At 37.8% G+C, this 21,774-nt stretch carries 28 protein-coding genes and 1 riboswitch; of the genes, 19 read left to right on the forward strand and 9 right to left on the reverse strand.

What is annotated here, in order from left to right; translation table 11 throughout:
• Positions 1-3 precede the first annotated feature (3 nt).
• The 11 genes from M3175_RS12360 to M3175_RS12410 all read left to right on the forward strand — a co-directional run bounded on the left by M3175_RS12360 (position 4) and on the right by M3175_RS12410 (position 6,577).
• Positions 4-528, forward strand: a complete 525-nt coding sequence (locus tag M3175_RS12360; protein WP_251519380.1) for a QcrA and Rieske domain-containing protein — start codon at positions 4-6, stop codon at positions 526-528.
• The gene (locus M3175_RS12365; protein ID WP_251519382.1) at positions 518-703 is read left to right on the forward strand and encodes a hypothetical protein; all 186 of its coding nucleotides are present in this window, start codon (positions 518-520) and stop codon (positions 701-703) included. The genes M3175_RS12360 and M3175_RS12365 overlap by 11 nt, the downstream gene beginning before the upstream one ends.
• A gap of 6 nt (positions 704-709) precedes the next feature.
• On the forward strand, positions 710-1,024 hold the full coding sequence (locus M3175_RS12370) for a hypothetical protein (protein WP_251519389.1): 315 nt from the start codon (positions 710-712) through the stop codon (positions 1,022-1,024).
• Entirely contained in the window at positions 1,011-1,286 is a 276-nt protein-coding gene (locus M3175_RS12375) for a hypothetical protein (RefSeq protein WP_251519391.1), read from the forward strand. The genes M3175_RS12370 and M3175_RS12375 overlap by 14 nt, the downstream gene beginning before the upstream one ends.
• A gap of 5 nt (positions 1,287-1,291) precedes the next feature.
• Positions 1,292-2,596 carry a NarK family nitrate/nitrite MFS transporter gene (locus tag M3175_RS12380; RefSeq protein WP_251519401.1) on the forward strand — a complete coding sequence of 435 codons (1,305 nt, stop codon included), beginning with the start codon at positions 1,292-1,294 and terminating at the stop codon, positions 2,594-2,596.
• 87 nt (positions 2,597-2,683) lie between these two features.
• Positions 2,684-3,331: a sensor histidine kinase gene (locus tag M3175_RS12385; RefSeq protein WP_251519403.1), complete on the forward strand. Its 648-nt coding sequence runs from the start codon at positions 2,684-2,686 to the stop codon at positions 3,329-3,331.
• 53 nt (positions 3,332-3,384) lie between these two features.
• Positions 3,385-4,038, forward strand: coding sequence for a response regulator (locus tag M3175_RS12390; protein ID WP_285852269.1), 654 nt, complete (start codon positions 3,385-3,387; stop codon positions 4,036-4,038).
• Between the two features lie 45 nt (positions 4,039-4,083).
• On the forward strand, positions 4,084-4,506 hold the full coding sequence (locus M3175_RS12395) for a GAF domain-containing protein (RefSeq protein ID WP_251519405.1): 423 nt from the start codon (positions 4,084-4,086) through the stop codon (positions 4,504-4,506).
• Positions 4,507-4,533: 27 nt separating this feature from the next.
• Positions 4,534-5,601 carry a PAS domain-containing sensor histidine kinase gene (locus M3175_RS12400; protein WP_251519407.1) on the forward strand — a complete coding sequence of 356 codons (1,068 nt, stop codon included), beginning with the start codon at positions 4,534-4,536 and terminating at the stop codon, positions 5,599-5,601.
• A 274-nt stretch (positions 5,602-5,875) separates the two neighbouring features.
• On the forward strand, positions 5,876-6,262 hold the full coding sequence (locus M3175_RS12405) for a sporulation protein (RefSeq protein ID WP_251519409.1): 387 nt from the start codon (positions 5,876-5,878) through the stop codon (positions 6,260-6,262).
• Positions 6,263-6,286: 24 nt separating this feature from the next.
• Complete coding sequence (locus M3175_RS12410) at positions 6,287-6,577, forward strand: YkvA family protein (RefSeq protein WP_251519411.1); 291 nt, start codon at positions 6,287-6,289, stop codon at positions 6,575-6,577.
• Positions 6,578-6,615: 38 nt separating this feature from the next.
• Here the strand turns inward: M3175_RS12410 and corA are convergent, their stop codons facing one another.
• Complete coding sequence (gene corA, locus M3175_RS12415; RefSeq protein ID WP_251519413.1) at positions 6,616-7,563, reverse strand: magnesium/cobalt transporter CorA; 948 nt, start codon at positions 7,561-7,563, stop codon at positions 6,616-6,618.
• 107 nt (positions 7,564-7,670) lie between these two features.
• On the opposite strand from corA, the gene M3175_RS12420 reads away from it, so the two are divergent.
• Together M3175_RS12420 and M3175_RS12425 are read left to right on the forward strand one after the other, a co-directional pair.
• Positions 7,671-7,922, forward strand: a complete 252-nt coding sequence (locus tag M3175_RS12420) for a late competence development ComFB family protein (protein WP_251519415.1) — start codon at positions 7,671-7,673, stop codon at positions 7,920-7,922.
• A gap of 129 nt (positions 7,923-8,051) precedes the next feature.
• A complete protein-coding gene (locus M3175_RS12425; protein WP_251519417.1) occupies positions 8,052-8,402 on the forward strand; it encodes a hypothetical protein in 351 nt (116 codons plus the stop codon).
• Positions 8,403-8,440: 38 nt separating this feature from the next.
• Here M3175_RS12425 and M3175_RS12430 read toward each other — a convergent pair whose 3' ends face one another.
• From M3175_RS12430 to M3175_RS12460, 7 genes are all read right to left on the reverse strand, one after another.
• On the reverse strand, positions 8,441-9,193 hold the full coding sequence (locus M3175_RS12430; protein ID WP_251519419.1) for a LamB/YcsF family protein: 753 nt from the start codon (positions 9,191-9,193) through the stop codon (positions 8,441-8,443).
• Positions 9,183-10,157: a 5-oxoprolinase subunit C family protein gene (locus M3175_RS12435; protein ID WP_251519421.1), complete on the reverse strand. Its 975-nt coding sequence runs from the start codon at positions 10,155-10,157 to the stop codon at positions 9,183-9,185. The genes M3175_RS12430 and M3175_RS12435 overlap by 11 nt, the downstream gene beginning before the upstream one ends.
• Positions 10,138-10,851, reverse strand: coding sequence for a 5-oxoprolinase subunit PxpB (gene pxpB / locus M3175_RS12440; RefSeq protein WP_251519423.1), 714 nt, complete (start codon positions 10,849-10,851; stop codon positions 10,138-10,140). Before pxpB ends, M3175_RS12435 begins: the two co-directional genes overlap by 20 nt.
• A gap of 101 nt (positions 10,852-10,952) precedes the next feature.
• Positions 10,953-14,405, reverse strand: coding sequence for a methionine synthase (metH, locus tag M3175_RS12445; RefSeq protein WP_251519425.1), 3,453 nt, complete (start codon positions 14,403-14,405; stop codon positions 10,953-10,955).
• Positions 14,383-16,248 carry a bifunctional homocysteine S-methyltransferase/methylenetetrahydrofolate reductase gene (locus tag M3175_RS12450; protein WP_251519426.1) on the reverse strand — a complete coding sequence of 622 codons (1,866 nt, stop codon included), beginning with the start codon at positions 16,246-16,248 and terminating at the stop codon, positions 14,383-14,385. The genes metH and M3175_RS12450 overlap by 23 nt, the downstream gene beginning before the upstream one ends.
• Positions 16,245-17,432 carry a cystathionine beta-lyase gene (gene metC / locus M3175_RS12455; RefSeq protein ID WP_251519428.1) on the reverse strand — a complete coding sequence of 396 codons (1,188 nt, stop codon included), beginning with the start codon at positions 17,430-17,432 and terminating at the stop codon, positions 16,245-16,247. The genes M3175_RS12450 and metC overlap by 4 nt, the downstream gene beginning before the upstream one ends.
• Positions 17,433-17,434: 2 nt before the next feature.
• Positions 17,435-18,541 (reverse strand): methionine biosynthesis PLP-dependent protein, encoded by a 1,107-nt coding sequence (locus M3175_RS12460; protein WP_251519430.1) that lies wholly within the window; start codon positions 18,539-18,541, stop codon positions 17,435-17,437.
• Between the two features lie 80 nt (positions 18,542-18,621).
• Positions 18,622-18,726: riboswitch (SAM riboswitch) on the reverse strand.
• A gap of 166 nt (positions 18,727-18,892) precedes the next feature.
• Here M3175_RS12460 and M3175_RS12465 point away from each other — a divergent pair.
• Positions 18,893-19,129, forward strand: a complete 237-nt coding sequence (locus M3175_RS12465; protein WP_251519432.1) for a hypothetical protein — start codon at positions 18,893-18,895, stop codon at positions 19,127-19,129.
• A 74-nt stretch (positions 19,130-19,203) separates the two neighbouring features.
• Here the strand turns inward: M3175_RS12465 and sda are convergent, their stop codons facing one another.
• Complete coding sequence (gene sda, locus M3175_RS12470; protein WP_251519434.1) at positions 19,204-19,338, reverse strand: sporulation histidine kinase inhibitor Sda; 135 nt, start codon at positions 19,336-19,338, stop codon at positions 19,204-19,206.
• 188 nt (positions 19,339-19,526) lie between these two features.
• Between sda and M3175_RS12475 the strand changes: the two genes are divergently transcribed.
• The 5 genes from M3175_RS12475 (at position 19,527) to crcB (M3175_RS12495) (ending at position 21,770) form a co-directional block, all read left to right on the forward strand.
• Entirely contained in the window at positions 19,527-20,390 is an 864-nt protein-coding gene (locus M3175_RS12475) for a gamma-glutamylcyclotransferase family protein (protein ID WP_251519444.1), read from the forward strand.
• A gap of 82 nt (positions 20,391-20,472) precedes the next feature.
• Positions 20,473-20,706 carry a hypothetical protein gene (locus tag M3175_RS12480; protein ID WP_251519446.1) on the forward strand — a complete coding sequence of 78 codons (234 nt, stop codon included), beginning with the start codon at positions 20,473-20,475 and terminating at the stop codon, positions 20,704-20,706.
• A 48-nt stretch (positions 20,707-20,754) separates the two neighbouring features.
• A complete protein-coding gene (locus tag M3175_RS12485) occupies positions 20,755-20,958 on the forward strand; it encodes a DUF6501 family protein (protein WP_119708680.1) in 204 nt (67 codons plus the stop codon).
• Between the two features lie 81 nt (positions 20,959-21,039).
• On the forward strand, positions 21,040-21,426 hold the full coding sequence (gene crcB, locus M3175_RS12490) for a fluoride efflux transporter CrcB (RefSeq protein ID WP_251519448.1): 387 nt from the start codon (positions 21,040-21,042) through the stop codon (positions 21,424-21,426).
• Positions 21,423-21,770 (forward strand): fluoride efflux transporter CrcB, encoded by a 348-nt coding sequence (gene crcB / locus M3175_RS12495; RefSeq protein ID WP_251519450.1) that lies wholly within the window; start codon positions 21,423-21,425, stop codon positions 21,768-21,770. The genes crcB (M3175_RS12490) and crcB (M3175_RS12495) overlap by 4 nt, the downstream gene beginning before the upstream one ends.
• Positions 21,771-21,774 lie beyond the last annotated feature (4 nt).

Raw genomic sequence — 21,774 nt, forward strand, 5'->3', positions numbered from 1 at the left:
ATCATGACACATAAAAATAATAAGATCCCCTTTAATGAAGATAATTACACGCACAATATCAATCGGAACAATGAGAGAAAGCTAGACCGCAGAGGATTTATGAAGACATTGGTAGGGGCAGCAGGTGTATTCGCCGTCTCATCTCTCCCTTGGGGTGGAGTTGCAGCCAAGGAATTAATGGGACTAGGAAACAAGGAGTATCCCCATAAAAAGATTGTTGATATAAAAAGTATCCCTGTGGGCCACTCCGTTGATTTTAAGTTCCCTGGTGAACATGACGATGCCATTTTAATCCGCTTAACCGAAACAAAATATGTTGCTTATCAAAATGCTTGTACGCATCTACGCTGTCCAGTATTTTGGGAGAAGGAAAAAGGGGAGATGCTTTGTCCTTGCCATCATGGAAAATTTGATGTTGAAACAGGCGCACCAACAGCCGGACCTCCTCGTAGGCCATTACCTGAAATTGAAGTAATAGTAGAGAAAGACGCAGTATATGCAGTGAAGGTGAAACGTTATGAAGTGTAATTTCAATTTTGCTGCCCTGTTAGTCATTCTTATGTTAAATATCGTATTTACACAGAAAATGGTGCACCAGTATTATTTTGAAAACTATGTAACGGCAATGATTTATTGTGTCTTAAATCTAGTCCTATTCCCTGTAGCAATTCTAATTTACAAACAAGATCAAAAGAAGGCGTGATTGACCATGAATTCTGAAACCTACTTAGACTTCTGTTTTGTAAGAGAGCATGTTGGAGATTTCTCTAATCTCATTGATCAGTTGTTATCGGATTTGTTTAAAGGAATGCGTGTGAATTGGTATCTGGATGAAAAAGTGACTGAAGGTGCAGATGTAGTTGTTGCAGAGATTAAAGGAATGACTCGGTTTCAGTCAGAAGAAGAAGTTATTGAGCATATTGAGACACACGCACAAGATGATTTCTGGTCTTATCTACAAGGGTATAAGATGTTTGTTTATCCTAATGGGAAAGGATGTGGGAGCAGCTGTGCAGGGCATTAATCTTAAGGATCTAAAAATCTATGTTAATCAAACGGTTGAGCTTTCTATTCAGGACTATTCTGGAGATGAACAGGCAGCACCGTTTATAAAAAAATCATTAGTAAAAGTGGGATTATGTCCTGAGGAAACACATGTGAGAATCTATTTTGACGACAGAAATTTCTTTGCTATTCCTAGGTCTTCTCAAGTAACTGAAAGTGAAAAGGAATGGGTAGCGTTTGATGAAGCTAGTAAACTATATTATGTGATAAGAAAGGTTTGATAAACATGAGTAAAGGAAGAATCACTCATTGGAATCCGGAAGATGAACAATTTTGGAAAAAAGAAGGGAAAAGACACGCCAAAAGAAACTTATTAATCTCCGTTCCATCTTTAATGATGGCATTCGTTGTATGGCAAATCTGGTCGGTTGTAGCAGTGCGCTTAAACGATGTAGGATTTAATTTTACCCCTGAACAGCTGTTTACTCTTGCTGCAATGCCAGGACTTGTTGGTGCAACTCTTAGATTTGTGTACACATTCGCAGTTGGTAAGTTTGGAGGAAGAAATTGGACCGTATTTTCAACCGCTATCTTAGCTATTCCTGCAGTTGGGATTGGATTTGCTGTCCAAAATCCTGATACACCATATACCACAATGCTTATCCTTGCTGCTTTATGTGGACTTGGTGGAGGTAACTTCTCCTCTTCTTCAGCTAATATGAGTTTCTATTTTCCGAAAAAAGAAAAAGGAACAGCACTTGGTATAAATGGTGGACTAGGAAATATGGGTGTATCGGTTGTTCAATTCGTGACACCTCTCATTATTGCATCTGGTACATTTGCTTTAGTTGGTGGAAGTCAGACATTACCAACAGGTGAAAGTGTTTGGATTCAAAATGCAGCTTTCATTTGGGTCATTCCGATTGCAATATTAACGATTGCTGCTTGGTTTGGGATGGATAATATTCCTACAGCAACTCAATCGGTGAAGGATCAATTTATTATCGTTAAGCGTAAACATACTTGGATTATGACTGTTTTATATGTTGCTACTTTCGGATCCTTTATTGGGTATTCAGCAGCATTTCCTTTGCTACTAAAATCTCAATTTCCAGAACATGTTGGTTTAGCCTTTTTAGGAGCATTTTTAGCAGCTGCAGCAAGACCTGTTGGTGGCTGGATTTCCGATAAATTAGGTGGTGCTCTTGTCACTGCTTGGGTTCTTGTAGTAATGGCAATTGGTGCTTCAGGAGTTATCTACTTTACAAATGACAAAATGTTTACAGGATTCCTTGCATCGTTCTTAGTTCTTTTTATCGCTGCAGGTTTAGGTTCTGGTTCCACATTCCAGATGATTCCAGATATCTTCCCTGTAAAAGAAGCAGCTCCAGTTCTTGGATTCACTGCTGCATTTGCAGCATACGGTTCATTCTTTATACCAAAGCTTTTCGGTTGGTCAGTTAATCAATTTGGAACACCAGTAAATGCCTTTTATTTCTTTATCGCGTTTTATGTTATTTCCATCGTATTAAACTGGTTCTACTATCAACGTTCTACTGTAAGCACATCACCTTCAAAAAATGTAGCATAAAAACCAAGGCATATACCCCATCATTTGTTTTTAAAGAATGATGGGGTATGTGTCTATCTATATTTATAGGTTAGGAGGAGGTTCCTTATGAAAAATTCACCGACTAAAAATCAAATTAGCTCATACATTATTCAATCACAAGAAGAAGAAATTAAACGTATCGCACTTGAGCTTCATGAAGGTGTTGGGCAAACGCTCTATAGTCTGTATAGTGGACTCCAATTTATTGAACAGACGATAAACAGTTCAAATATGAAATCATATGTGAATGAAATGAGTCAATTACTTGAAAAGACGATTCAGGAAATTCGGCTTTTGTCAGTAGAACTTCATCCTCCTACGTTAACAACACTTGGATTAGTACCAGCTATGAAAAGCTATTTACGGATGTTTACATCGACATACGGTATATTAGTCGATCTCGATATTGAGGGACAGGAACCGAATTTAACAGAAACGCAAAAAATAACCCTTTTTCGAGTGTGTCAAGAGGCGTTAGGGAATGTAGCTAAATATGCAGACACTCATTTTATACAGCTAGATTTTTTATTTGTTGATAACAACTTAACCATGACAATTAATGACAATGGTAAAGGATTTACCGTAGAGAATGAAATGCAACGATCTAGTGGGTTGGCTGCTATGAAAGAGCGTATGAATTTAATTGGGGGTCAATGCTTGATCACTTCTGAAATAGGGAAAGGGACTACAATTGATGTTCTTTTACCGCTATAATAAAAGGATATAAGGATGATGTTCCTTTTTAGAAGTCATGGGGGGGGCTTACCTTGATTAAAATTATTTTATGTGATGATCATGCTGTCGTTAGAATGGGATTAAAAATGTTATTAAGTAACCATCCAGAGATGGAAGTAGTTGGAGAGGCGTCAGAAGGGAACGAAGGTATTCAGTTAGCCCAGGAATTAAAACCAAATGTCGTCGTAATGGACTTAAGCATGCCACACGGCAAGGATGGGTTATCAGCTACATCAGAGCTGAAAAAGTTGATGCCAAATGTACAAATCCTTATTTTAACGATGCATGATGATGAAGAGTATTTATTTCGGGCGATTCAAGCGGGTGCTTCAGGATGTATTTTGAAAAGTGCACCACATGATGAATTGTTAGGCGCCATAAAAATGGTTGCAAAAGGTGATGCTTACCTTCACCCATCTGCCACAAAAAGGTTGATGGAAGAGTATATTGACAGTGTAAAACAAGGAAATCAAGATACTTTTAGTCTTCTATCTGATAGAGAAAGAGAAGTCTTAACTTTAATTGCAAAGGGTTATGCCAATAAAGAAATTGCTGAAAAGCTGGTCATCTCTGTTAAAACAGTAGAAACACATAAGGGAAATCTTATGGAAAAGCTTCAAATGAAAACTAGACCTGAGCTAGTTGCATTTGCACTTAAAAAAGGCTTGCTCGGCTATGGCATGTAAAGGATGTATTCAATGGTTATGGATAACTTGTACAATCAGACATACATGAAACAGGCTTGCGAACAGCTTCAAGGAACGATTGAATGTGACTTTGTCGGTCTAGCCTTCCAAGAGAGCAAAGGACCTAATATTGGCTGGAAATATGCTTCTGGTAATAGCAATGATAAATATGAAAGAATCACCCTACGGTATGGAAAAGGAATTGCGGGTAGAGTTTTATCTACCGGTAGACCAATGGAGATTAAGTATTTTCCTCAGAATATCCTAGGAAAAGCATTGGAGTATCCCATTATGTTAGCAGAAAAACTTCTTTATGCGTATGCTGTACCAATACTCATTAATGGCATACCTAAAGGCGTGTTGCTTGTCGGGTTTAGGTCGGAAACGAGCATCAGTGACGATGAAAAAAAGTTTGTTGAGAAAGCTGCAGCGGATATAAAAAAATTTTTATCATTAGAAAAAATGTAAAAGAAATTCTAGAGGGAGGCTATAGAGTTGAAGGATCAATCGAAGATCATCAACGTAAATCATCACTCACCTAATCCTCTTAACGAACTATCCGAAGAGTTACAAAAATCTGTTCAAGAATTAAAGGATTTTAAATTTGCCCTAGATGCCTCGTCTATTGTAGCAATTACAGATGCTAAAGGTCGAATTACGTATGTAAATGATAAGTTCTCTCAGATCTCTAAGTACTCAAGAGAAGAACTGATTGGATCGGATCATCGAATTATTAATTCGAGCTTCCATCCTAAGACATTCTTCAAAGACCTATGGATGACGATATCATCTGGACAAGTATGGAATGGTGAAATAAAAAACCGTGCAAAAGATGGTACATATTATTGGGTAGATACAACTATTGTTCCGTTTTTGGATTCAAATGGAAAGCCTTATCAGTTTTTGGCAATTCGTCATGAGGTTACTGAAAGAAAAAAAGTGGAAGAAGAGCTTCAAAGTATGATGACAAAAATTATTGAAATACAAGAAGACGAAAGAAAAAGGCTTTCAAGGAATCTTCATGATGGTATCGGGCAAAATCTGTATAGTCATTTAATTTCAATTAATATTTTACAATCCCAACTAAAGCATCCCTTACTCGATATGCTCCAAAAAGAAGCTACTGAACTAATAGAGGAAGTTAGAAAAATATCCCAGGAATTAAGGCCGTCTGTTCTCGATGATCTTGGACTTTTACCTGCAATCCGTTCATATTTAACCCGTTTTTCAGAGAATTACCAGATTGATGTTCATTTTGATTGCTTTTTACAACAGCGGCTTTCTTCAAACAAGGAAATTACGATTTATCGTATTCTACAGGAAGCGTTAATTAACATTCAAAAATATGCAAATGCTGAGCAAGTTTCCATTATTATTCGAGAAAGCGAGCAAGAGGTTCGTGTGATCATTGAGGATAATGGTCAAGGATTTGATCCAAAAAACGTTACCAGGGGAGTAGGGCTATTTAGTATGGAGGAACGTGCTCGAGCAGTAAAAGGGGAAGTTCATATTCATTCCTCTCCTGGTAAAGGGACAAAAATTGTTTTAGAAATTCCATTATAAAAAGATTGACAAATTTAAGGTAACTAACATAAAATTAGTATATAAATTTTATATTATCTCCTAAAGGGGAGTAGCTTTTACAGCAAAGTCGTCACTTCAGAGGAAACTCTCGGCTTTGTTGGCAACACACATTACTTGTTGTTAGCAAGACCTTTACCATATGGTAAAGGTCTTTATTTATGGTCTTTACCTCCAAGGTAAGGACCATTTTTATTTTATTGATAATAGGATAAGGATAAGGGTAACTAAAAAATATTGAGGGGATTGGAAAACCATGATTTTGAGAAAATATATGTCATTATTAGGAATTGGATCAGCTACGATTGATTTAAAGCTAGATCATACAAAATTTCAGCCAGGGGAGTGTGTCACAGGACATTTTCATATTCAAGGAGGAACAATTGAGCAACAGTTAAAAAGAATTGAATGTGATTTAGTAATGAAAAACGAAGAAGAAAATCAAGAAGTGATCATTGAAAGTTCAACAATCTACACTACACAAATGATAGAATCACAAGAACAAAATCAGTTGAATTTTCGATTCACCTTGCCAGATAATCTTGAAAAATCCTCATCGACTATCAAGTATCGATTTAAAACCAAGATGATATTTGATGCTGGGGTTAAGAGTGAGGATCAAGATCTAATCCATATCCAGTAAAAGGTTTAGGAAGGGGAATCGAGCATGAAAAAAGCTTGGAAAAGAGTAACATTTGTCGTTAAATTTTGGAGATTCTTACCTTTCATAAAAGAGTTTTATTTTGCACGCGACGTATCACTAAAACATAAGACATGGCCAGTAGCTCTGATTATTGGTTATCTCTTATTGCCAATAGATGTGATACCAGATATCTTTGCCATTTTTGGGTTTACAGATGATTTATTATTTACAACGTTTATCCTACAAAGAATAGTCAAAACAGCTCCCCTATGGTTAAAAGAAAAATACGATTTAAATGATAAAAGAATCATCTAAAATGAATCCCCAGCACAGCTGGGGATTTTACTTCATTTTTATCGAAACCAACCCTTCTTTTTAAACCAAATATACATACCCCCCCCAATGATAAGCATAATGAGAAGGATAAGAAAGTATCCATACTCCCACCGAAGTTCTGGCATATGTTCAAAATTCATTCCGTAAATACCTGCGATAAAGGTAAGTGGCATGAAAATGGTTGTAATCACTGTAAGTACCTTCATCACTCGATTGGTTTGGTGGGAGTTATACGAAATATAACTATCGCGTATATCAGCAGTTATTTCACGGTTTGCATCAATCATTTCAGATAGTTTCAACAAATGATCATATATATCTGCAAAATACTCTTTTTTCCCTTGAATGGTTTCAAGACGGTGAGAGTTTAACATACGGTAAAGAAGGTCTCTCATGGGAATAATCGTATGTCGCAGGCTCAATAAATGATGTCTCGTTTCAAACAATTGATCAAGCAGCTTTTCCATTGATAAATGGTTCGAATTGTCTTCTATGTCATTTAAAGTATCTTCAATTTCGTATAAAAACGGGAAATAATTGTCAACAATCTTATCAAGCACGTAGTAGAACACTAAATATGGATTCCAGTCTTTAATCTTACGAGAATGTATTAAACGCTCCCAAACTTGATCAATCTCTGGTGACTGTAAATGGTGGTAGGTGACAATAAATTGCTTTTCAACAAAAAAATTAATTTCTTCCTTTTCAAGACTTCCTTCACCTAATCGATGGGTAACGTAAAAGGTGTGCTGATCATAATAGTCTAGCTTAGGACGTTGAAGTTTATTAATGCAATCTTCTATAGCGAGGGGGTGAAATTGCAAAGGATCCTGTAAATAAATCGTTTCTTCCTCACTTGGTTGATCGAAATCAATCCAATACCAAATTAAGTCATTGGGATTAAACTGACGGAAACTAATCTCTTTTATGGTAAAATCTTTTGTAATGCCAATCATACGAATCATAGGAATCTCCTGTTACAATAAGTATCTATAGAGTATCGAAATAAATTAAATTTGGCAATTCTTATCTAATAAGGCGGAGTGGAAGAATGAATAGTTACGTTAATGTTATGGAAGAAATAGTAATCGCCTTAGTCACCATGTGTATGGTTGGACCTGATTACCAAATATTTTGTAAATGTGACAAATGTCGAAATGATATCATCGCACTTAGTTTAAACAGCCTTCCTAGCCACTATGTAACAACAGATGAAGGTAGAAAAATGGTTTATGAAACACTTAATACAATTGAAAATCGAAAATGGATTAATAAAAAAATTATCTCAGCCATTCACGTTGTTGGAAAATATCCAAAACATTAAAATAGGTGTTTGTAGTCAATCAAAAATATTTAAATGTTTGTTTTTTTGACACGAAATAAACGAAGTTCTGTAACACCTTTCTGATGTTGTAAATGATACAATTAGAAAAAACATTGAGGGGTTTTGAACATGAGTGAGATGACGCAATTAGTGCGGCTCTTAAATGAGATCAATATAAATGTAAACTCAAAATTAGATTCTATTGAATCAAGACTTGCAACGCTTGAAAAAGTGAATAGCATTGAGCATCGTGTAGCTGTCAATCAAATTGATATAGGGGATATTAAGGAATTATTACAGAAGATTGAGGAACATCCCTTTGAAAAAGTAACCGTAGCAATCGAGGAAACTTTATTGAAACTGCAGGCTAGTTATCAAAAAAACTTTGATAATATATCAAAAAGATTGGATACACAATTATTGATGATAGCAAAAACGGAGGAAGAAATGCTTTCTCTGAAGGAATCAGTATCAAATTAAAAGAAGCGCAGAGATAAATTGCGCTTCTTTCTTTGTTTTTAGGAGGGTTTTAAAATTACTCCTTTGTTCTTAAGTGTAGAAGAAATTAATTTTGCCATCTCAACGGCGTTTTTTCCATCGCCATGTAAGCAAATAGAGTCTGCCTGTAAGGGAATTTCTCTACCCGAAATGGTTGTTACCCTCTTCTCAAGAACTAACTGAAGTGCTTGGTGGATAGAAGTATTTTCGTCGCTAAGGACGGCACCGTCGATATGTCTTGGAGCAAGTGTTCCGTTTTCCATATAAGCTCGATCCGCAAACACCTCATTTACGGTTTTAAGACCCAGTTTCCTTCCTGCTTCAATTAACTTACTTCCGCTTAACCCATATAAATATAAATTAGGATTTACTCGGTAAACAGCTTCTGCAACAGCCTCAGAGAGTACCTCATCTTCAGCACATAAATTATATAAAGCTCCATGAGGTTTTACGTGTCGTAATAATCCACCCTCAGATTTGACAAATGCTTCTAATGCACCAATTTGATATATAACATCGTGATAGGCTTCCTTAGGAGAGATGTGTATATTTCTCCTGCCAAACCCTCTCAAATCAGCTAAACCAGGATGCGCTCCTATAGATACTCCGTTGGATAAGGCCATCAAAACAGCATCTCTCATGGTAATCGGGTCGCCTGCATGAAAACCGCAAGCGATGTTAGCCGAAGTGATATATTTCATCATTTCTTGGTCATTTCCAAGCTTATAAACACCAAAGCTTTCGCCTAAATCACAATTCAGATCAACCTCCATATTGAATCACTCCTTTTAATCCTTCTTTGATGATTGCCTTTTGCACCCGCATAAGTTGATTCATTTTACCATATAATTTTTGAGATTCTTGTAAGGTGACTTCTTCAAAAAAAACCATTTCTCCTGGTTTTTTTTGTGCTAGATAGGGGAGGTCTACGGATGCGATTTGTGCTATTTTCGGGTACCCTCCAGTAGTTTGTCTATCTGATAGAAGGATGATGGGTTGTCCATTTGGAGGAACTTGAATAGATCCATGTGTCACTCCTTCAGTAATAAGCTCCTGTTTTGTTTGCAATTGAAGGGGAGGGCCATGTAGTCGGATTCCCATTCGATTTGAATCTTTATTGATTTGAAACTCTGACGAGATAAATGCTTGATGGCTGCTTTTTGTAAAGAGATCGTATTGCTTTCCTTTGGTAAATCTTACTTTTCTATTTTCCGTTACATGGTTATGTATTTCAGGTGAGAGCTTCCATTGGATACGATGTAATAGATAACTTGATGGAATCAATAATCGATCTTTAGCTTGTAAGGGCCTCCCATAGTGGCCTCCAATTTGTGACCTAATATCAGTACTTCTACTCCCGAATTTGTAAGGAGTTTGGATACCTCCACTTACAGCCAGATACGCCCGACTACCGTTGCGAATGGAAGAAAATGAGAGAATATCTCCATTTAAAACCTGGAGCGTTCTTCCGTTGTCTATTTTTATCCCATTTAATGTTGGAGAAAGATCTGCTCCACAGATCGAAATGACTGCTGAACATTGGAATAGTAGGGTAGGGCCAATAAGAGTGATTTCAATCGTTGCTTCATTATCTTCATTTCCCACAAGCCAATTTGCAAGCCGATGAGAGTAAAGATCTAGGGCACCAGAAGTGCCAATTCCCATAGCTTGATAATCGGTACGACCTAGGTCTTGAATGGTTGTGAGGAGACCAGGCTTAAGAACAGTTATACTCATGAGATTCCTCCAGTTGGTAATACTGTTTTGCTGTTATCGCGTAAAAACGAATCGTATCGCCAGGTGCAAAAAGTGTGGGCTCCTTCTTTTCAGGAAAATAAATACGAATCGGTGTTTGACCGATTATTTGCCAGCCACCAGGACTATCGGTCGGGTAAATTCCCGTTTGTTCACCAGCAATACCAACAGAGCCAGCTTTCACAAGTGTTCTTGGATTTTCTTTTCTTGGGGTAGCGATTGATTGAGATAGACCACTTAAAAAAGGGAATCCTGGTGAAAAGCCTAGAAAGCTAACGTGATAGATTTGCTTTGTATGAACATGTATAACTTCTTCTTCGGTTAGGTGATGAGCTTGCGCAACCTCTGTTAAATCTAATGAAAAAGGAAGTTCATAGCAAACTGGGATAAGAAAACAATTTCCATGTCTAGTGTCCGTATTTATCCCTTTTCTCAGTAATTCTTGAACGATAATTTTCATGTGCTGATATGGATAATCTGATTTTATGAAAGAAGGCTCATAATGAAGCGTTAAGGTTGTATAAGCAGGAACTAAAGCGATCATTCCTGGTACTGGGTGCTTTGAGAGTAAATGATATGCAGAGTGAACGAATTCAGAGGCTTTATCACTTAACATTGTTGCTTGGAATTCAATCATTAGTGCCGCATCACCAAGAGGAGTAATTGAAAAATCCATTGAATCACCTATTTCTTTCGTCATTAATTTTATTGTAATAGAAAAATAGAAAAAAAACACAAAAAAGTGTTTAGCTTGTTAGGCTAAACACTCTCTCGCAATTATCTTAAAACATTGAAGTAACGGGCTTCCGGATGTGAAAATACCATCGCTGTAACAGAAGCCTCAGGCTCCATCATAAAACCTTCTGTTAATTGAATGCCAATTTCCTCAGGCTTCAGAAGAGAAAATAGTCTTGTTTGATCTTCAAGATCTGGACAAGCCGGGTATCCAAAGGAGAAGCGTTGGCCAGTATATTTAGCGGAGAATCGATCCTTCATCGTCATGCTAACCGGATCCGGGAATCCCCACTGGTCACGCATAAGGCGATGAATAAATTCTGCAAATCCTTCAGCAGTCTCTAACGCCAAAGCTTGGAGAGCATGATTTTCTAAGAACCTACCAGCCTTTTTTAATTCTTCGGCAGCCTGTCGAATCCCTGTGCCTGCAGTTACTGCAAAGAAACCAACATAATCCATTTCACCAGAGTCAACAGATTTAACATAATCTGCTAAGCACAAAAATGGTTCTGTTTCCTGACGAGGGAACGTAAAGGTTTCAATAATTTCTGAATGATTTTCAGGGTTATAGATATAGATACTCTCATCTTTTGATTGCGCAGGGTAAAACTGATAAACTGCTTGCGGTTTAATCCAACCCTTTTGTTTTGCATCTGCTTTGAGCTCATCAACTACATTTTTTACTTTCCACGCTTTTTCATCTTGAGCTGCTAATAGCTTTTCGATCGTTCCTTTTACTCCTAAATGATGACCAATAAGCATTTGTTCATTAATGTATGGCTCAATATGGGCAAGGGAGTATTGTCGTAAAATATGTCTTTTTACGTCCTTTGGAACTTGAACGATATGGTCTTGTTTAGTTTTTGAGCGAACCTTAATGGCTGTCGCCGTAGCTGTTGAAGAACTTGAGTCGTTGCTTGTACTAGCTATACGCTCTTGTTTTTCTGCATGCTCAACCTCAAGCTTTTTCAACTCTTCTTCATCTTGGAGTTGGTTAGCTAGACTTAACCCATTCATTGCATCCTTAGCGTACAATACTAAACCATCGTACTCTTTAGAAATTTTCGTGTCCGTAAATTTTCTAGATAAAGCCGCACCACCAACTAAAATCGGAATATTAATTCCTGCTTGCTTCATGTCTTGAGCAGTCAGAACCATTTGCTGAGCAGACTTTACTAATAACCCTGATAATCCAACAATGTCGGGATTTTCCTTTTTAATGGTTTCAATTAATGTAGTTGGGGTGACCTTTATACCTAAATCAACCACATCATACCCATTATTGCTTAAAATAATATCCACCAAGTTTTTACCGATATCATGAACATCGCCTTTTACAGTAGCTAGAATTACTTTTCCTTTTGATGAAGAGGTATCTCCTGCTTCCATATGTGGTTCTAAGAAGGAAACGGAGGCTTTCATTACTTCTGCACTTTGGAGTACCTCTGCTACGATCAATTGATTGTCATTGAATAGGCGACCTACTTCTTTCATACCATCCATTAATGGACCGTTAATGATGTCAAGTGGGGTAGGGTAGGTGGATAAAGCAAGTTCTAAGTCAGGGATTAACCCTTCTTTTGTTCCCTCAACGATATAGTAAGCGAGTCGCTCCTCTAATGTCATATCAGGTAGTGTGCTCTTGGCTTCTTTTTTCTTTTCTCGGTAAAAATCTGTGAAAACAGCTAATGTTTCATCGGTAGTATGGAAAAGAAGATCTTCTGCCAATTTTACTTCCTCAGGTGGAATACTTGCAAAACGTTCGAGTTTTTCTGTGTTTACGATCGCGTAATCCAATCCAGCAACCGTACAGTGATACAGGAATACAGAGTTCAACACTTCACGTCCGACAGGTGGAAGACCGAAGGATACATTACTGATTCCCAATATTGTTTGAGTTTCAGGCATTGTCTCCTTAATCAATCGAATTCCGTCAACGGTTGCTTTAGCAGAACCAATATATTGTTCATCTCCAGTTCCAACAGGGAAGACAAGGGGATCAAAAATAATATCCTGAGGAGGAACACCATATTTATTAACTAGAAGATCATAAGATCGTTTCGCTACCTCTAGTTTTTTCTCGGCAGTGACCCCCATACCTTTTTCGTCAATGGTCCCGACAACAATTGCGGCACCATATTTGTGAATGAGCTTAGAAACCGATTCGAATTTTTCTTCTCCATCTTCAAGGTTAATGGAGTTGATAATGGCCTTTCCTTGAGAATAACTAAGTGCCTTCTCTAGAACGTTATCATCCGTTGAATCGATAACTAAAGGAACCTTTACCTTTTTAACAACTTCCTGAATAAAGTTCTCCATATCAACGATTTCGTCTCGGTCGGGATCTGCCAAGCAGATATCGATAACATGAGCACCGTTTTTCACTTGAGCACGTGCAATTTCTGAAGCTTCCTCAATCTTTCCTTCGCTAATCAATCGTTTAAACTTTCTTGACCCGATAACATTTGTTCGTTCCCCAACCATGATTGGTCGTAAAGTTGGATCATCGTATACAAATGGCTCAATGCCTGAAACCATGTGGGCATGGTTTTCAATTCGTTGGCGAGGCTTGTATTTCTTCATCTCATCAGAAATAGCTTTAATATGTTCAGGTGTTGTTCCACAGCAACCACCAACAATATTAATCCATCCTTCAGCAGCAAAGTTACCAAGCTTTTTTGCTAACAAATCAGGTGTTTCATGATAATGACCTTCTTCATCAGGTAAACCAGCGTTAGGATAACAACTGATTGCAGAGTTTGATAGGGAGGAAAGGGAACGAATATGATCCTGCATGAACTCTGGTCCTGTTGCACAATTTAGTCCAACTGCTATAGGGTTCATATGTTGAATGGAAATATAAAAGGCTTCAATGGATTGACCAGCAAGCGTTGTTCCCATCGGTTCTATCGTCCCAGAAATCATAATAGGGAGTTTTTTGTTCCGAAGGTCAAAGGCTCTCTGTATTCCTAAAAATCCAGCTTTTACATTTAACAAATCCTGACTAGTTTCTAGAAGCAGTAAATCAACATCCCCATCAAGAAGACCGAGTACCTGCTCCTCATATGTTTCAACTAAAGCAGAAAAGGTTGTTCCGCCTGTTACACTTAATGTTTTGGTTGTAGGACCAAGGGAACCTGCGACAAAGCGTGGCCACTCAGGTGTAGAAATTTGATCCTTTGCTTTTTTGGCTAGCTTGGCAGCGACCACATTTATTTCATACGCTTTAGAACCTAAATCGTATTCATCCAATACTAGACTCGTTGCACCGAAAGTATTGGTTTCAATAATATCGGCTCCTGCACGTAGGTACTCTAGGTGAATTTTTTCAATCACATTTGGAGCGGTGAGGTTCAAAATTTCATTACAACCCTCATACTCCTCTCCACCAAAATCCTTAGCTGTTAATGCTTCTTGTTGGAGCATCGTACCCATCGCACCATCCATGATGAGAATTCGTTTATTTAGTTGTTCATTTAACGATGCTGTTTGCATTCAGCTTCCTCCTTAACACTTGGCTGTTTATCGTATTTGTATAGGTAGCGAGCTGTGCGGTCATTTCATAGCGCATAAAAGGAGTAATTAAATAAATTCCATTAAACAATTCAGAAGCCGCGTCAATCAATGACTTTGTAATTGAAATTCCTTCCTTAGCTGACTGAACAGGATCATCTTTTAAAGAAGCCATTTGCTCTCTAATAGAATCAGAAATTTTTATTCCAGGTACCTCGTTATGAAGAAACTCCGCATTTTTACTCGATGTTAGTGGCATTAACCCAATGTATATAGGTTGAGAAATATGCCTAGTTGCATTGTAAATCTCTATCAGTTTTTCCTCTGAATACACTGGTTGAGTGATGAAGTAATCTGCTCCGTACTTTGCTTTCTTTTCCAGTCGTAAAACAGCTTTATCAATATATTTTACATTTGGATTAAATGCGGCAGCAACTGAAAATACACCTTTTTCCCCTAAATCCTTGCCAGTAGGGGACAGACCTTCATTAAACTGCTTAATCATGCTAATGAGTTCAAATGAAGATACATCATATACAGATGACGCACCAGGAAAATCACCGACACGGGCAGGGTCGCCTGTTATAGCTAATATATCATGTAATCCTAGGGTATGAAGGCCCATAAGATGAGATTGAAGACCAATAATATTTCGATCACGACAAGTAATGTGAACAAGTGGTCGTAAGCCGATATTGGTTTTTGTCAATTGAGCCAAGCTAGTATTACATATTCTTGGAGAGGCTAGGGAATTATCAGCTAATGTAATAGCATCAACACCTGCTTCCTTAAGTGCTTGTGCTCCTTCAAAAAATTTCTTTGTGTTCAGCTTACGAGGTGGGTCCAATTCTACAATGACGGATGATCTTTCTTTAACTATATCCTGTAGAGGACGCTCTGTACGCTTGGGTTGTTCAGGTTTCACTTGAACCACTTCTTTTTTTACTTCCACTTGTTTTTCCGTCACCGGTGAAGTCCCTTTTAGCTCTGAAGCAAAGGCCGCAATATGGGCTGGAGTCGTACCACAGCATCCTCCTAAAAGACGAACACCTTGAGCTCTAAATTCCTGAGCACTTTTTCGGAAATAATCTGCATCTCCTTCATAATGGAATTTTCCATCCGTATACGTAGGAAGACTAGCATTTGGGTAAGCGGATAAAAGTGCTGTTTTAGGTAATTCAACTTGTTCCAAGCTTTCAAGCATATGATGGGGACCAAGTCGACAGTTCACACCCACCACATCAGCACCAAGACTTTCTAATCGTAAAAGAGCTTCATTAATGGGTGTTCGGTTTTGCATAATACCAGGGACCTGCATGGAAACTTGCGCAATAATAGGTAAATTGGTTTCCTTTCTCGCAACGGATAGGACTGCCTCAATTTCATCTAAATCGTAGTAAGTTTCAAGTAACAGCCCATCAACATCTTCCAACAATAAATAATGTAGCTGCTGTGAAAAGCTGTGGACAATTTCCTCTAAAGAAAATGAGTTGGGGCGGATCCCGCGGTTACCACCAATGGTTCCTACAACAAAGCTTTCATTGGTCAAAGCTTGTTTCGCAATTTTAACGGCAGCACGATTAATTTTTTCTACAGAATCTTCAAGCCCGTATCTTTGTAGCTTTAAGGAGTTGGCAGCATACGTGTTTGTTTGAATCACATCCGCTCCTGCTCGTAAATAGGCCTTATGGATGTTTAAAATATCATCCGGATGTGACAAGTTTAACTCTTCAAAACAACTATCTGTACCATAAGAGTAGAGAAGGGTACCCATTGCACCATCACCGATGACAATGTCTTTTTTCAGTTTATCTAAAAGGCTCATCTTACTGTCTCTCCTTGGCTCTTCGCGGCTATCGTTTCAAAAGCAGCCGTGAAGTCTTTAATGATATCATCTGGATGTTCTAGTCCAACAGAAAGGCGAAGGAGACTTTGGCTGATCCCTCTTTTTAAGCGTTGTTTAATTGGCATTGCCGCATGTGACATTTTAGCTGGGTAAGAGAGGATGGATTCAACAGCTCCTAAACTTACAGCAAATACTGGGATCTCTGTTAATTCAACGAATTGTTTTACGGCTTCTTCACTTTCAAGTTCAAATGAAAGAACGGCTCCGGCACCTTCTGATTGTTCTTTTTGTATTTCGTACTGTGGATGGTCAGAAAGTCCAGGGTAGTACACTTTTTTCACAGAAGGATGGTTCTGCAAGAAGTGTGCTATTTTTAGGGTAGATTTCATTGAGAAATCCATCCTAACCGATAAGGTCTTCATTCCTCGTAACACTAACCAAGCATCTTGAACGCCTAACACAGCGCCAAAAGAATTTTGTAAGAATCCAATCTGTTTAGCAAGGTCAGGATCGTTTACAACGATCGCTCCAGCAACTACATCACTATGACCAGATAGAAACTTTGTGGCACTATGAAGAATCACATCCGCACCAAGAAGTAATGGCTTTTGTAGAGCTGGTGTTAAAAATGTATTGTCAACAAAGGTTAACGCTCCAACACTTTTCGCAATCTCACTGATCGCTCGAATATCCGTTACCTTTAAAAGCGGATTGGAGGGAGTTTCTACATAAAAAACCTTCGTATTTGGACGAATCGCTTGTTTTACAGCTGTAAGGTCCGTCATATCAACAAATGTGTGCTCGATTCCAAAACGAGAAAGTACTTCTGTCACCATTCTGTACGTACCACCATATACGTCCTCCGTGATCACCACATGGTCTCCTTGAGAGAGTAGGAGAAACGCAGTCGAAATGGCTGCCATACCTGATGAAAAGGCAAATCCGTTTGTGCCTTCCTCAAGGTTTGCAATAACTGTTTCAAAAGCTTCGCGAGTGGGATTCGCGCTTCGACCATAGTCATATTTTCCAAACTCATCTACGCTATGCTGATGAAAGGTGGAAGCGTGTTGAATAGGAACGGAAACAGCACCGTTAGTAGGATCAAATTTATGTTCATTATGAAGTAGTTTTGTTTCAAATGAAAAGTTGTGTTCTTTTGTCATTTTCATGCCTCCGAACTTAAACGAGTAAGAGCTTGGTCAATATCTTTAATTAAATCTTCCACGTCTTCAATACCAACAGAGAAACGAAGCAGGCGATTACAAACGCCAATTGAAAAACGAATTTCTTCCGGAATATCCGCATGTGTCTGTGTAGCTGGGTATGTAATGAAGCTTTCTACACCCCCAAGACTTTCTGCAAACGTAATAAGGTTAAGATTTTGTAAGAATGAATTAACCCACTCTTCTTTTTTAATTCGGAAGGAAAGCATGCCACCACGACCTGGGTAAAGAACATCTATCACATTTTCATGATTCTTCAAGAAGCTTGCAAGTTCTCTTGCATTTTTTTCATGCTGTTTCATTCTAAGCGCTAAAGTCTTCATTCCGCGAATAAGTAGCCAAGAGTCAAACGGACTTAAAACAGCTCCAATCGAGTTGTGATGGAATCCAAGTTGTTCACAAACCTCTTTTCCTTTCCCAACGATCAAGCCAGCTAGCACATCATTATGTCCACCTAAGTATTTGGTAGCACTATGAATGACAATATCAGCTCCAAGCTCAATCGGTCTTTGAAGTAATGGAGTGTAAAAGGTATTGTCGACAATTAATAAAATATTATATTTTTTCGCTAGTTCAGCAACGGCTTGAATATCTGTTTCTTCCATAAGAGGATTGGTAGGTGTTTCTATAAATATAGCTTTCGTTTTTTCCGTAATAGACTGTTCGATAATACTTACATCATGTGTTTGTACATACGTACTCGAAAGTCCCCATTTTTTAAATCCTTGCTCTAGAACTCGATAGGTTCCACCGTATAAATCTCTTGATACAATCCATTCGTCGCCAGATTCAAAGAGTGCAAGAATGGTAGTGATTGCAGCCATTCCAGAACTACAGGCAAATCCTTGATCACCGCCTTCTAAATCAGCAATTGCCGCCTCTACAAGCTTTCTTGTTGGATTGCCTGTGCGAATATAATCAAAGCCAGTTGATTGGCCAATTCCTTCATGTCGATAAGCGGTGGAAAAGTAAACAGGAGGGTTTACTGTCCCCGTTTGAGTTTCACTTCTGTTTCCAATCTGCGCTACCTTGGTTTCGTTTTTGTACATTTTAGTCTCTCCCAACATCCAAATAATAAAAAAAAGTCTTCTCTCTAAGAAGAAGACTTTGTTATCAACATGAGCCATTCTTCTTATCTTCCAAGTAAAATACTTGCTGGAATTAGCACCTTTTCAAAAAATTGATGGTTGCTGAGGCTTCATAGGGCCAGACCCTCGACCTCTCTTGATAAGAAATCAAAACATTTAATTTTTTCTAACTTTACTACAGTAAATCGCTAAGTGTCAATCTTTTTTACAAATTAACGACAATTTTGTTCACAATTTCCTAAAATTTACTATATGAATATTCAGAACATTTAATATATAATGAGTTTGAGAACAAAAAGTGGAGGGAAATTCATGCAAACGAAAAGCAGATGTCATCATCGGTATATGTTGAGTGAAGACGCCTTTTTTGTTACCGAAGATGGAATTGAATTGTTTATTCTAGGTGAGAGTCTTCAAGATTACCCTGTAGGTGGTCACGTGGATTTTCCTCTTGAAATGAGAGAAATGAATGAATCTGTTCAAAAGGAGAAACGACTCTCTAGTCACCCCCTGCAACAACTTTACTTAAATATGATCAATCAATTATAGACGGGGAAACCCGTCTTGTTTATTTTTAGTACGGTACATAAAACCACCGGCATAAGGGAGCCGGTGGTTGTGTCTTACGATTTAATTGCCGGTTTTAAATTTCTTTTCTCAATTTCCTTCTTTAAAAACTTCGCCCATTCTTTATCTTCACCTGACTTCAATGCATTCCGATACGAGACAACCAAAATTTCATTACTCATTATCTTCATTTGTAAGCCTCCTTAAAATGGACTGAATTTTCTAGCTTTTTATCATTGTATCGGGTTTTAATCCATTTGAAAACCCAAAAATCCATATTTATTGCCATAAAATTATTAATATTCTGTTACAGGATTTCCACGTAATATTTTTTTTCATGATAAAATATGGTAAATAGTTTGTATGATGGGGGAGAAGGATGGAAACGATTACACTTTTTGTTTATGGTACATTAAGAAGACATGAAGAAAATCACGGATTAATCAGGGAAGCTACTTGCATAGCTGAACAGGCATGGGTAAACGGTGAGCTTTTTGATACAGGTAACGGTTATCCTACCCTCGAACTTAATGAATCTGGTAAGGTGCATGGAGAGATATATGAGGTTAGTAAAAACCTTTTACCTAAGCTCGACGCTTTGGAGGATTATGAAGAGGGGAAAGAGTCTAATTTGTTTGACAGAACAAATGTAACCGTTCATACCGATAAAGGTACTTATGTAGCGTTCGTGTATGTGAATGCGGATGAATCAAGCAAGGTCGAAAAAATTACTCACGGAGATTGGAAGTTACATAGATTCATGAAAAATCGTCCTGAACAAGTATACTACTTTGCATATGGTTCGTGTATGGATGATGAACGATTCCGAAAAGCGGGGGTGGACCACTGTTTTAAAAACCTCGTCGGTGCTGCTGTACTAAAGGGGTATTCCATGAAATACCTTTTCAGAGTAAGTGATGGTGGAAGGGCCGATATTGTGGAAGAGGGTGGCGAAACCGAAGGGTTGGTATACTTAACCCCATATGAAGGGGTCGAGTATTTATTTGCTAGAGAGGGATTTTATGGAGGCTGGTATCGCCCTACATTTGTAGATGTGGCCATCGATGGGGAAACGTTTAAGGATGTTTTGACATTTCATGTGTATAACAAAATGCCTGAAGTGGCACCTCCCGACCATTACTCGACCGAAATTCTTAGAGGTGCAAAAGGAAGATTGAGCGAGCGATATTTTCAATATTTACTAACAGAACTTGATCGTCTAAAAAAGTTGAGCAATAGTTAATTTTTTATTGTATATCGGTTTAATACAGGTATCCATTGTGGTAAACACTTCATATCACCAACTTAAGAAAGTGGGTCAGAATATGAGTGGAAATCGAGAAAATGGCTATTATGAGCTGGTGTATAATAATAGACAATATAACTATCTAGAGTTTATTAGATTAGATACAATATGTGAAATTAGTTATATAACTTTAAAAAATATCTTAACAGGAGAATTTTTCACCTTTGAAGAGAACAAAGTGCGTAAAGTAACAAAAAGAAATTTTAGAATTAAACCTTTTAAGAAGCATTTTTTAGAAAAAGTTGCTAAGTAGTTACTTCCTTTCTATAATAAGATAGATAATGTAAAAGGAGTGACTGTAGTGATTCATCTAAAATGGTCAGAGTCAGAAACAATAAAAAAGGTAACTTGTGTTCACACTAAAGCTGAAAAATATATTGTCGATAATAAATTAACACCAGGAAATGTGTACGAAGTAAAAAATGAAACAGAAGAATTTTACTTTATTATAGATAATAGTGGAAAAGTTGGCGGCTACTACAAGGATTATTTCAAAGAAGCTTAACATCGACTACATAATACTGTTAGCATGGTAGCTAACAGTATTTTCTTTTAATCTGTTATTTTTATTAATAGGGTGGATGTTATGAGGTTAATATTTGTGGGGATCGGTGGGTCCATTGGAAGTGTGTTGAGATATAGTATTTACTACAATATGTTAGCCATTAATGGAGACTGGTTACCATTTTTAGGAACTCTACTTGCCAATTTGTTAGGAGCATTTGCACTTGGTTGGTTTACTTCAAGAATGCTCCTTTCAAAGAAGCTCCCTGATGATTTAGCAGCAGCTATTGGGACGGGGTTAATTGGTTCTTTTACAACTTTCTCTACCTTAAGTGTGGAGCTTAGCTCTTTATTACAGGAGGGACAATATCTTCTAGCCATTTGTTATGTTTGTTTAAGTATGGTAGGTGGCCTGGTCTGCGCATTCGGAGGCTTCCGAATAGGGCAGAGAAGGGTGGTCGTTCAATGATTTTCATTCTAATTGCTGTAGGTGGGTTTATTGGAGCAAATGCTAGATATATTATTGGTCAGCTTGCGAAAAAGTATTTAAACTTTTCCATTCCTCTCGGTACTCTCATTATTAATGCAATAGGTTCGTTACTCTTAGGTTTGTTGGTTGGCAAAGGGATAAGAGGGGACGTATACTCCTTTTTAGGAGTTGGATTTATGGGTGCTTTTACTACATTCTCTACATTCAAGCTTGAACTGATACAGCTTTGGGAGTCAAAAGAATATAAAGCATTCGTCCTATATTTATTATTGAGCTACGGTATTGGAATTGTCCTAGCTTCGATTGGATTTCTGCTGGCATAAAAAA

It is taken from the genome of Robertmurraya korlensis, assembly GCF_023715225.1.
Lineage (GTDB): Bacteria > Bacillota > Bacilli > Bacillales > Cytobacillaceae > Robertmurraya_A.

Bases quoted from the DNA above. Each gene is read 5' to 3' on its own strand.
- pxpB (WP_251519423.1), bottom strand. From the start codon at position 10,851: ATGGATTTTTCAATTACTCCTCTTGGTGATGCGGCACTAATGATTGAA.
- crcB (WP_251519450.1), top strand. From the start codon at position 21,423: ATGATTTTCATTCTAATTGCTGTAGGTGGGTTTATTGGAGCAAATGCT.
- M3175_RS12370 (WP_251519389.1), top strand. From the start codon at position 710: ATGAATTCTGAAACCTACTTAGACTTCTGTTTTGTAAGAGAGCATGTT.
- M3175_RS12480 (WP_251519446.1), top strand. From the start codon at position 20,473: ATGAGTGGAAATCGAGAAAATGGCTATTATGAGCTGGTGTATAATAAT.
- M3175_RS12360 (WP_251519380.1), top strand. From the start codon at position 4: ATGACACATAAAAATAATAAGATCCCCTTTAATGAAGATAATTACACG.
- M3175_RS12395 (WP_251519405.1), top strand. From the start codon at position 4,084: ATGAAACAGGCTTGCGAACAGCTTCAAGGAACGATTGAATGTGACTTT.
- M3175_RS12450 (WP_251519426.1), bottom strand. From the start codon at position 16,248: ATGAGCCTTTTAGATAAACTGAAAAAAGACATTGTCATCGGTGATGGT.
- M3175_RS12475 (WP_251519444.1), top strand. From the start codon at position 19,527: ATGGAAACGATTACACTTTTTGTTTATGGTACATTAAGAAGACATGAA.
- crcB (WP_251519448.1), top strand. From the start codon at position 21,040: ATGAGGTTAATATTTGTGGGGATCGGTGGGTCCATTGGAAGTGTGTTG.
- M3175_RS12405 (WP_251519409.1), top strand. From the start codon at position 5,876: ATGATTTTGAGAAAATATATGTCATTATTAGGAATTGGATCAGCTACG.
- M3175_RS12460 (WP_251519430.1), bottom strand. From the start codon at position 18,541: ATGTACAAAAACGAAACCAAGGTAGCGCAGATTGGAAACAGAAGTGAA.
- metH (WP_251519425.1), bottom strand. From the start codon at position 14,405: ATGCAAACAGCATCGTTAAATGAACAACTAAATAAACGAATTCTCATC.
- metC (WP_251519428.1), bottom strand. From the start codon at position 17,432: ATGACAAAAGAACACAACTTTTCATTTGAAACAAAACTACTTCATAAT.
- M3175_RS12435 (WP_251519421.1), bottom strand. From the start codon at position 10,157: ATGAGTATAACTGTTCTTAAGCCTGGTCTCCTCACAACCATTCAAGAC.
- M3175_RS12425 (WP_251519417.1), top strand. From the start codon at position 8,052: ATGAGTGAGATGACGCAATTAGTGCGGCTCTTAAATGAGATCAATATA.
- M3175_RS12465 (WP_251519432.1), top strand. From the start codon at position 18,893: ATGCAAACGAAAAGCAGATGTCATCATCGGTATATGTTGAGTGAAGAC.
- M3175_RS12420 (WP_251519415.1), top strand. From the start codon at position 7,671: ATGGAAGAAATAGTAATCGCCTTAGTCACCATGTGTATGGTTGGACCT.
- M3175_RS12410 (WP_251519411.1), top strand. From the start codon at position 6,287: ATGAAAAAAGCTTGGAAAAGAGTAACATTTGTCGTTAAATTTTGGAGA.
- M3175_RS12430 (WP_251519419.1), bottom strand. From the start codon at position 9,193: ATGGAGGTTGATCTGAATTGTGATTTAGGCGAAAGCTTTGGTGTTTAT.
- corA (WP_251519413.1), bottom strand. From the start codon at position 7,563: ATGATTCGTATGATTGGCATTACAAAAGATTTTACCATAAAAGAGATT.
- M3175_RS12365 (WP_251519382.1), top strand. From the start codon at position 518: ATGAAGTGTAATTTCAATTTTGCTGCCCTGTTAGTCATTCTTATGTTA.
- M3175_RS12385 (WP_251519403.1), top strand. From the start codon at position 2,684: ATGAAAAATTCACCGACTAAAAATCAAATTAGCTCATACATTATTCAA.
- M3175_RS12380 (WP_251519401.1), top strand. From the start codon at position 1,292: ATGAGTAAAGGAAGAATCACTCATTGGAATCCGGAAGATGAACAATTT.
- sda (WP_251519434.1), bottom strand. From the start codon at position 19,338: ATGAAGATAATGAGTAATGAAATTTTGGTTGTCTCGTATCGGAATGCA.